Raw genomic sequence first — 8,756 nt, 5'->3', positions numbered from 1 at the left:
GATGATGGCGGCCCGACCGTCGGCATTCCCATAGAATTTCACCCCCTCGCCCGGCTTCACATAGGGATCGTAGCCCTCGCGGTAACGCCACAGGGTTTCCTTGCCGTCCACCACCGGCCAGCGCAGGCCACGGACCTCGTGATAGGCGTCGTAGGGCGCGAGATCGTGGACGCGGTCGAGTCGTCGATTCGACGACAAAGTCTGGCACTGGCGTGCTGATGATGAGTAGACCTTGCGATCCTCCTATTGATCAGAGTGCACCGCCTTATCTTGCTGACGTGCTATCAATCGAACTTGGTGCATGATTGCCGACGCCATCTCTGCATCGGCTGGGGTGTGCCAGCTGCATCTTCACCCGTTGCCTCATTCTTTGAAATTGGCCATACAAGGATCGACAGCGCTGGGAGATTTGTGATTCGGCCAGATCATCTCCTGTATAAAGCGACCACAAGCAATAATTCCGATAGCCGGCGATCAAACCGTGCCATCGTCCGAGAGAAAAATGAGATCGTTCCTGCTTGCTTTGGTGATGGTGATAGCTGAGGTGATCACTTCAAGCAGCGGAGCTGTCCACGCGCAGTCTGCAGCGCAAGACCCATCCCCGCCAGCCTGCGTCAAGGATAGCAACGTCGACAGTTGCTGGAGCGCCGGCGTCGCGGCCGAAAAACGGAACGATGCTGCCGCTGCCTTGGCGAACTATGAACGCTCCTGCGCGGCCGGTTTTCAGGTGGACGGCTGTTACGAGGCCGGCAAAATCTATTTCCTCGATCCCGCCCGTCGGAACTACGGCATCGCGAAGGATCGGATGACCCTGGTCTGCGACTCCGATGATGCCGGGATAGGCCCCTATGCCTGCAAATATCTGGGCATCATCTATCGCAATGGGCTGACAGCGAAGCCGCAGGTCGATCTGGCGTTCCGGCCCCTGTCACGTTCCTGCTTCCTGCATAATACAGAACCGTTCATCGATGGAAACGGCTGCGATATCCTGGCCGAAAGCCTCCCCACTGCTGACGACATGGGGCTTTCGGACGCGGCATGGCAACGCGACTATATCGCCTATCTGGCCTATGCGATGGGCTGCACCGACGACGCGCCAGCGCTGTGCACCAAAGCGCGCGATCGGTACCGTCGAGCGATCGCGGCATCGGCGAGCTGGCCCGCGCGCTGTGTGGAGGAGCTGGAGCGGAGCCCGTTCCCCGGGACCTGCGACGTCGTGGCAGACCCGGGCATGAGCGCTCAGTTCGAGCAGCGGCAGAAGCTGCGCCGCACGCTCGTGCGCATGTTCCGCAATGCCACGGAGAATCCGCCGTCCGACGGATGACGCCGACGCGGCAACCGGATGCAAACCCGGATCCGGGGTCTGAGTAGCAATGAAACAAAAAACCTACATAAGGATTTTAAGGTTCTTCGTCCGGATCGGCGGTTTTCGGATCGCGTAGCGGCCTGAGTTCGCCTCTGGCCACGAATTCGGGGAGCGTGAAAGCGTATCGACCCAGCAGCCGCAACAGATCGTCCCAATGGTCGGCATCAGCTTCATGTTGATCCTATTCGACGCGATATCGTAGAGGATGCCGTAGTCGGCTTTTGCAACCTCGCGCCGCATTACTTTCGTGTGGCCTGACAACAGTGTTCGTGGCAGAAATGGAAGGAAAGTTGGTGTCGTCCTGCACACTTGCGATTGTGCCCAACCTGTCGCGGGTGCGCGACGGTATGGAATGATCGAATCTTGTTCCGGCCCCGGACAGTCACACTACCCCTTCGCAAGATCCTTGCCTCTGGTTTCGGGCAACAGGAACCACAAGACGAAGAAGCAGACGATGGAGATGAGCGCCAGATACCACCCCGGCGCATTTGCATCACCGGTCACATACACAAGGCTTGCACCAATAAGAGGACTTGGCCCCGCAAGGAGCGCCAAAGCCATATTATGGCCGATGGCAGCACCGGACGAGCGAACTGAAGCGGGAAACACTTCGACCAAGAGAACGACATTCATCACTGCGGCAATGGCCGCAAGGACCCCAAGCACAACCAACGCTAATAGTATCAGCGGAATGTTGGCCGTATTCAGGAGCAGGAATAACGGATAGCCGAATAGGCTTAGGCCCGCGGCCGACGCCAGCACGAGGGGACGACGACCGATCTTGTCGCTAAGATGCCCAACGACTGGATTCGCCGCGACGGAGATTGTTAGAGCGACCGCGCAAGGCCAAAGCGCATTCACGCTGCTCAAACCGACCGTTAGGGTAAGGTGGTTGCTGGCGTAGACGAGAAGGTAGTAAAGCGAAACCCCGAAGAGTGCAGAAAAGGCAAGGCTGACTACTAGCGCACGGCTGTTGTCGCGCAACGAGACGGAATTAAATTCCATCTTTGACCGTTTCAGCTCGATAGCCTTGAATATAGGCGTTTCATCGAGTTCGCGGCGTATGTAAAGCCCGATTGCAGCCAACACTACGGAAGCCAGAAACGGCAGCCGCCAGCCCCAACTGATCATTATGTCGTCCGAAACCGTCGCTGACAAAGCGGCAGCAATCGATGTTCCCGCAACATATGCAAGGCCCGCAGTACCAGTGACAAGACTGGCCGCAATCGCTCGCTGATCGCGAGGGGCGCTTTCAACGATGAAGATTGCAGCGCTGGACCATTCGCCACCCACCATCATGCCTTGCACGAAGCGCAGAATGGCAAGGAAGATCGGTGCGGCTATGCCGATTGATGCGTAGCCGGGAAGAAGCCCGATCAGTGCCGTCACCAATCCCATCCCGGCAATCGTGAACGCCAGGACAGGTTTTCGCCCATAGCGATCACCGATCGGCCCAAAAATCAGAGCCCCGATGGGCCGTGAGAGAAAGCCTACCGCGAACACTGCAAGCGACGAAAGCAGGGCAATACCAGGCTCGGCAGTCGGAAAGAACACACGTCCAATTACCGCCGCGAAATACCCATAAATCGCAAAGTCAAACCATTCAATGAAGTTGCCGATGGCGACGGCCACGCGGGCCTTTCGCAATGGCGTCTGTCCGTCGAGCAGGTCCTTGAATTCCGCGCCCGACCGCATGTTCAATTGTGTCATTACTAGCTCCCTCAGCCCCAATGCTGGAGAATTCTAACCCACTAAGAGGTTGCTTGGAAACGGTTTAGGCGCTCGCCTTCGGACGGGCGGGCTTTTACGCTCTCCTGATGATATGTCCGTCGTCAGCGCCAGTGACACAGAATTGAGTTTGAAGAAAAAGTAGCTCCGGAGATCAGGTGAACTTCAGCCCCAGCTTCTTCCGTTTAGCGGCTGGCGGCGGCACGACCTCAACGGGGGCGCTCGGCGCCCAAGGTCGGCGCTTTTCGCTAAGCCCGATCGCAATGTGGTATAGTTCGGAAGGACCATCGGATAGTCGGCGGGCAGGCCCCATTTCTGCCGATAGGTATTCGGCGTCGGATCATAATGCGTGGCCAGGTGCCGTTTCAGGGATTTGAATTTCTTGCCGTTCTCGAGGCAGATCAGGAAATCCGGCGTGACCGATTTGCGAATCGATACCGCATGAACCAGCTTCTATTCTGGTTGGGCCATAGTAGCGCCGGCTGAAAGCCCCGCAATCGCCGCATGCGTATTTACGGCCGTCGCGTCCCGGCGTTGCCTTCACCTTGAATTTCCCGAAGCCGGGAATGCTCGTCTCGGCTCCGCTCGCGGCCGCATCCGCGATGGCCTTGAACACGCCGTCGACGATCGATTTGGCCTGAGCCTTGGTAACGCTCTGGTCGGCCGCGATCTTCTCTGCGATCTCTGCTGCTGTTGTCAGCAAATGGCTCCTCGTGTTGATAAGCCACTCTGTTAGACAGGCAAAATACCCGCTTGTGTAGCAGTTCAAGGCGACGCAAGACCCTTCAATCCCCCGAAAATGCCCGGTTTCAGAGCATAGTCTCTACTGCTGGATGTATCCGCGTCTGAGCTTTCGACGCGAAAGTTGGGTATAGGCGTCCCGCGCCTCCGCCTCGCCCTCGTAGAGATCTATGCGGCGGCGGCCGCTGGAACCGATCCGTCCCCATTCGCGGACGACAGAAACCGTGCCGAACAAAGTCGGCTCGATGGTCAGATTGTAAAACCGGGCCATGTTCCTTTCCCGGTCGATGCGGCGAAAATGCAAAAGATCCATGCCGCGATTCTCTGCTGCGCGAACCGCTCGGTCCAATGACTATTTTGAATCGGACAAGGCACTTCGATTCACGCCGGTGATGACCTGGCGCTCAGGTAGGCTCTGTTTTCCAGCCCGAAGGGCCGAGCCCCGAAAGGGCGAGGCGGAGACCAGAACGCGCTTTCAAATTGCGCCGAAGTGACGGCCGGAGCCTTGTGGTAAACATAGCCGGGAGGCAAAGCTCAAAGCGTCCCGGCTTCTTTCGAACCTTCCGCAGCAAAGCGCTGCGGACGTTGACCAAAAGGACTGACTTACGCTCTATAAAATCTCAGCTGCGAAGCCGGAGGTCTTGCCATGACACAGAGGCCTTTTCCGTCCTACGAGGAATTCTGGCGCCGCCAAGTGCGTATGCCACCCGAAGATTCGGCGAATAAATATGTCGGCTTGTTTTTCGCCATCCCCCTCTTGGTTGTTGTTGCTGCATTGGTGATATGGTTCGGGACCAACGTGGTGTCGGGCGGGACTGAAATCCCCGACGCGGAAGGCGGATCAATGAACGAAGACACCGTTCTTTAGTATCGTAGCTTCGCGATCTGGGCTGTCGTGATCATCGGCTTGGTGACCATTGTCGCCAATGCGAAAGATCCGGGGACCGGTTCGATCACCAGACTTGGCCATGTCATGATGCCACTCGCGAATGCGCTCTATGTCGGCCGGTGGTTGACCAGCATCGTCGATAAGAGCGCCGCCCTGTCGAACGAGGAAATCTACGAGCGCCATCGTGCGTCTGCCGAGAAACGCCAAGCCCGCTGACACTGCGGGAAGGCAGGTGTCAGGGCGAGCCGCCTGTCGGCGGACGGCTCTATTCACTTGCGCTCACCGAACTCCTCGCGGGTTTCGGCCTCACGGTCACGATCCTCTCGCGGCTGTGGCACTGTCCCGCCCCATAACCGGCGCTCTCGACGCCGACACGTTTCTGGCCGGCTGGCCCCCGGATACTGTCGCGGCCCATTGTGGGTCCGCACCGGTCTGGCCGGAGTTCGGCAATGACGAGGACGCGAAGCTGACATGGTGAAGCGCGGCGATGTGTGGCTCGCCGCGCTTGATCCGACGATTGACAGCGAGATCCAGAAAGTGAGGCAATGCATCATTGTCTCTCCGCCGGAGATCCATAATCAACTGCGCACCGAGGTCGGTCCGCCGGCTTCCGGGTGCCGGTCAGCTTCGACGGAGTCGACGGGATGATCCTACTGGAAGAATCCCGGGCGCTCGGCAAGCGCCGACTGACCAAGCACGTCGGACAAGTCCCTGGTGCGGCGCCTTCGCAGGTCCTGCGGACTCTGCGCGAAAATGTTCGAGGAATAGGAAAGGGCGATGGACGACGGGCATAAGCGAAACCTGATCGGTCAGGCTGCCATCGCAGAACGGCGGAAGCGCGGTCTTGCCGCGCGCATTCTGCGCCGGCTCATGGCGCTTCCGGTCGACCTGCTCGCGTTCGTCGGCCGCACTGCATTCTACGGCACATGGCACCTGCTCTATTATATCGGCTGCGCCTTTCGCGCCTTCACTGCATTCATACTGCTCGGCGCGGCCGTGATGATGCTGATGACCGTCGCGGTGCTTGTCAAACCGGATGCGGCACCCATGCCGTTCTGGTTCTTTCCGCTGACGAGCATCGTGCTGATCGTCCTCGCCGTCGTCTACAACGTGCTGCTCGACCGCTTCGCGCCGCCGGGCGCTGAAGATCCGTTCGACGTTTATCGGCGGCGAAGCACAAAACGCTGACGCGCCGGCGGCGCATTCACGAAGTGCGCTGTTCCAGCGAACGGCAAAGACATATCTTCGACCGAACCGGAGGGGCAGAAATGTCGAAAATCATTGAGGCGGCTTGCGCCACCGATGCCATTCAGGATCATGTTGACGTGGCGCTGAGCCGCATACAGCAGGGCTTCAACGGCCGCATCGTCAACGGATAAGGGCATCTATTCCGATCCCTCCATGCGCCGCAGCGACCTCGTCGCGGCACAAGAGGCGATCGAGGGGGCGCTCGTCGTCATGCGGGCAACCGCTTGGCCGACGAATGCGGAATACGACGCCGACGAGGAAGCCAGAAGCGCCCGCGTCAGCTCGTCTTAACGAAGCGGTTCGGATTGGCGGCCGCGTTCATGTCATTGCGGCGAAAATAGATCGCCCGGCCGCAGCGGATCGGATCGTGCCCCTGCACAATGATGATCTGTTCGTCCTTGCGCATCTGCTGCGTGATCTCATGCGGCATGATCAGCGGTCGGCGCTGCAGGTTCATACTTTCGGATCTGCGCGACCCATTATTGGATGTTGACCATCCGACATTGCGGGATTTGCCCTGCACCTCAACGGTCATCTCGCCGCATTGCGCCGACACGTTCCGTGCCGTGTCGAGCGCCTTGATCGCGGCATAGGACGCAAACGCGCATCCGTCGATCCACGACGTCGCGCCGTCCTTGCCGAAATGCCGCTCAAGCTGACCGACCGATTGGTACATCAACATCAGGCTGATGCCGTATTTGCGGCCGCGATCGCGGGCTTCCTCCAGCAAGCGCATGTAGCCAAGGAGGTCGACCTCGTCGAGCATGAACAGAGCGCGCCGTGAGAATGCGCCATCGGCCTGCACCATGGCATTGATCAGCGAACCGATGATGACCCGGCCGATGCCCGGATAGGATCGAAGGATCGCGGCCGGGATGTTGAGGAACACGTCTTTCTTGCCCGAGACGATATCGCGCGACCTGAAAGAGTTGCCGCAGACGAGGGCGGCGTAATTGTCGAGCGACAGCCATTGCGTATCCTTCGAGGCGGTCGAATAGACGCCCGAGAATGTCTGCTCGGTCATGTTGGTGAACACGCCCAGCGTCTCGCGGATGAAATCCGACGACGACGTTTCCTGGATCTCACGGAGCATCGTCAGCACAGAGGGCTCCGGCTCGGAGACGATCTGGCGCAGGCTGCGCAGCGATCGCCTGCCGGCATATTCCGGCGACAGCATCACATGCGCCAGCAAACCGGTCAGGAGATTGTGCGCCTGATTCTGGAAATAGCTCCCCGTCGACGTCTCGAAGCGCGCGCTTTCCGACAACAGCATATGGGCGACGGCGACGATGTCCTCTTCCTTGTGCGGCGACGTCTCGATCCAGTCGAGGACGTTGAAGCCGGTCACCGGGTTCGACGGATCGAGCACCATGCACTCGCGTCCGAGCTTGCGCATCCGGTGCTCGACCACCATCGGCGCGACTTCCGTCGACGGATCGAGGCAGATCAGCGGACCAGTATAAAGCAACGCCGTCGGCACCACGTTGCTGGTGGTCTTGAACCCGCCCGATCCGGCGAAAAACAGCATATGGGTGGAGTCGAAGTCGAGCTTGTAGGTGAGCAGCGCGGCCGTGCCGCCCTTGCCCCATGTCTCGCGATCGGCGGGATCGAAGGGAACATCCCGGATCGTTTCCCTGTCGACGCGATAGCGCTCTCCGACGACGATCTCGCCGTCGGGCGGAAAGAGCTTTCCCGCCGCCGACATGCTCAGCCAGTCGGCATCTCCGAAGGTTCCGCGCCGCGCCCGTTTCACGGGATCGGCGACGACCACGGAGATGCGCGAGGAGATGGCGACGAGCACAAAGCCGGCGATCGCGCCCGCCACTACGAAGATGTCGAGATAGGAAAGCACGCCGTCCCATGTGGCGGCTCCGGCTTCAACGGCGGGGGCGAGCCGGCCGTATTCGCGCATCGCGTAGAATCCGGCGACCGCCAGAAAGGCGAGCAGCGTCACCATCGACACCAGCCGACGGCGATGCAGCGGCAGGGCGAAAACGGTGACGAGGCCCGCGGCCGGTCCGAGAATCAGGTTCGGCAATGGCGCGGCCCGCATGAACCAATAGCCATGCTGCGACGATAGTCCCGCCGCGATCCCCGGCCATCGCCAACCGGTGATGAACACCGTGATTGCCGTCACCGCGATCGGCACGAAGATCAGCGCAATGGCAGGATTGAATTTTCGCTTCGCTTCCATTTGCGGCTTCCTCGGTTTTCGGTTCAGTCTTCCTCGCGCGGCGTTTCGCGGAACGCCTTCGCGCCGAGCGCTCGCAGCCGGTAATGCTCCGGCGATTGCTCCCGCACCTTCGCGGCCTCGATCAGCACGCCGAGCAGGAAGGCACGGTCGGCTGATCTCAACCCGGCCTTCACGATCAATCCGCCCAAGGCGATTTTCTCATGCGCGTTGCGTTTGCGATCGTTCGTCACGGCTCTCCTCCGCATCCTCTCAAGCGCCAGAATGCGCTGATCGATCCGTCTAAGCGGGGGCACCGCCCGCCCGCTTGGAGCCGTCCCGAAATCGCGCGCCGATCTCCTCGAACAGCGCGTCCAGCTCGGCATCGGAAATGTCGAGTTCGGTCAGCCCCGCTTTGACGGCCGCTTTGGCGAACCGTTCGCTTGCCCTTACTACAAGATTTTTGCGCTTTTCCCGCAGCTTTTCTATCTGCGCGTCAATCTCCGAAATCGAGGTTTTCGCCCGCATTTCAATTCCTTTCGGCTGTTTCATGGCTTCTTCAGCCTATGATTATACAGCCTGTTATTCCGTAGTAAAATAGGCTATGTTTTCGC

The 8,756-nt window shown here is 59.6% G+C and carries 13 protein-coding genes and 2 pseudogenes; 7 read left to right on the top strand and 8 right to left on the bottom strand.

Going from position 1 to position 8,756, the window contains the following annotated elements; genetic code table 11:
• Positions 1–198 (bottom strand): hypothetical protein (locus F9K94_RS22915; RefSeq protein WP_151648890.1); only part of this gene is annotated, 198 nt, incomplete at its 3' end.
• A gap of 304 nt (positions 199–502) precedes the next feature.
• Here F9K94_RS22915 and F9K94_RS22910 point away from each other — a divergent pair.
• Positions 503–1,324 carry a hypothetical protein gene (locus tag F9K94_RS22910; protein WP_151648888.1) on the top strand — a complete coding sequence of 274 codons (822 nt, stop codon included), beginning with the start codon at positions 503–505 and terminating at the stop codon, positions 1,322–1,324.
• 429 nt (positions 1,325–1,753) lie between these two features.
• Here F9K94_RS22910 and F9K94_RS22905 read toward each other — a convergent pair whose 3' ends face one another.
• The 4 genes and pseudogenes from F9K94_RS22905 to F9K94_RS22890 form a co-directional block, all read right to left on the bottom strand.
• Positions 1,754–3,076: an MFS transporter gene (locus tag F9K94_RS22905; RefSeq protein WP_151648886.1), complete on the bottom strand. Its 1,323-nt coding sequence runs from the start codon at positions 3,074–3,076 to the stop codon at positions 1,754–1,756.
• Between the two features lie 183 nt (positions 3,077–3,259).
• Positions 3,260–3,544, bottom strand: a pseudogene (locus tag F9K94_RS22900) (MucR family transcriptional regulator); the annotation flags it as partial.
• Positions 3,545–3,593: 49 nt separating this feature from the next.
• Positions 3,594–3,794 (bottom strand): annotated as a pseudogene (locus F9K94_RS24735) (HU family DNA-binding protein); the annotation flags it as partial.
• Positions 3,795–3,917: 123 nt separating this feature from the next.
• The gene (locus tag F9K94_RS22890; RefSeq protein WP_151648884.1) at positions 3,918–4,148 is read right to left on the bottom strand and encodes a WGR domain-containing protein; all 231 of its coding nucleotides are present in this window, start codon (positions 4,146–4,148) and stop codon (positions 3,918–3,920) included.
• Positions 4,149–4,481: 333 nt separating this feature from the next.
• Between F9K94_RS22890 and F9K94_RS22885 the strand changes: the two genes are divergently transcribed.
• The 6 genes from F9K94_RS22885 to F9K94_RS22870 all read left to right on the top strand — a co-directional run bounded on the left by F9K94_RS22885 (position 4,482) and on the right by F9K94_RS22870 (position 5,912).
• Positions 4,482–4,703, top strand: a complete 222-nt coding sequence (locus F9K94_RS22885) for a hypothetical protein (RefSeq protein ID WP_151648882.1) — start codon at positions 4,482–4,484, stop codon at positions 4,701–4,703.
• 27 nt (positions 4,704–4,730) lie between these two features.
• A complete protein-coding gene (locus F9K94_RS22880; protein ID WP_151648880.1) occupies positions 4,731–4,940 on the top strand; it encodes a hypothetical protein in 210 nt (69 codons plus the stop codon).
• Positions 4,941–5,055: 115 nt separating this feature from the next.
• Positions 5,056–5,202, top strand: coding sequence for a hypothetical protein (locus F9K94_RS24540; RefSeq protein WP_192799569.1), 147 nt, complete (start codon positions 5,056–5,058; stop codon positions 5,200–5,202).
• Positions 5,196–5,372 carry a type II toxin-antitoxin system PemK/MazF family toxin gene (locus F9K94_RS24975; protein ID WP_407922068.1) on the top strand — a complete coding sequence of 59 codons (177 nt, stop codon included), beginning with the start codon at positions 5,196–5,198 and terminating at the stop codon, positions 5,370–5,372. Before F9K94_RS24540 ends, F9K94_RS24975 begins: the two co-directional genes overlap by 7 nt.
• Entirely contained in the window at positions 5,369–5,518 is a 150-nt protein-coding gene (locus F9K94_RS24885) for a hypothetical protein (RefSeq protein ID WP_328593840.1), read from the top strand. Before F9K94_RS24975 ends, F9K94_RS24885 begins: the two co-directional genes overlap by 4 nt.
• Complete coding sequence (locus F9K94_RS22870) at positions 5,502–5,912, top strand: hypothetical protein (protein WP_151648878.1); 411 nt, start codon at positions 5,502–5,504, stop codon at positions 5,910–5,912. The genes F9K94_RS24885 and F9K94_RS22870 overlap by 17 nt, the downstream gene beginning before the upstream one ends.
• 337 nt (positions 5,913–6,249) lie before the next feature.
• On the opposite strand, the gene traG is transcribed toward F9K94_RS22870, so the two are convergent.
• The 3 genes from traG to F9K94_RS22850 are packed head-to-tail and all read right to left on the bottom strand — an operon-like array spanning position 6,250 to position 8,694.
• The gene (gene traG / locus F9K94_RS22860; RefSeq protein WP_151648876.1) at positions 6,250–8,166 is read right to left on the bottom strand and encodes a Ti-type conjugative transfer system protein TraG; all 1,917 of its coding nucleotides are present in this window, start codon (positions 8,164–8,166) and stop codon (positions 6,250–6,252) included.
• Between the two features lie 23 nt (positions 8,167–8,189).
• Positions 8,190–8,396, bottom strand: coding sequence for a conjugal transfer protein TraD (locus F9K94_RS22855; protein ID WP_151648874.1), 207 nt, complete (start codon positions 8,394–8,396; stop codon positions 8,190–8,192).
• Between the two features lie 49 nt (positions 8,397–8,445).
• Positions 8,446–8,694 (bottom strand): TraC family protein, encoded by a 249-nt coding sequence (locus F9K94_RS22850; protein ID WP_235920677.1) that lies wholly within the window; start codon positions 8,692–8,694, stop codon positions 8,446–8,448.
• Positions 8,695–8,756 lie beyond the last annotated feature (62 nt).

This window comes from Brucella tritici, assembly GCF_008932285.1.
Lineage (GTDB): Bacteria > Pseudomonadota > Alphaproteobacteria > Rhizobiales > Rhizobiaceae > Brucella > Brucella tritici.
This window is presented reverse-complemented; position numbering and strand designations above follow the sequence as displayed.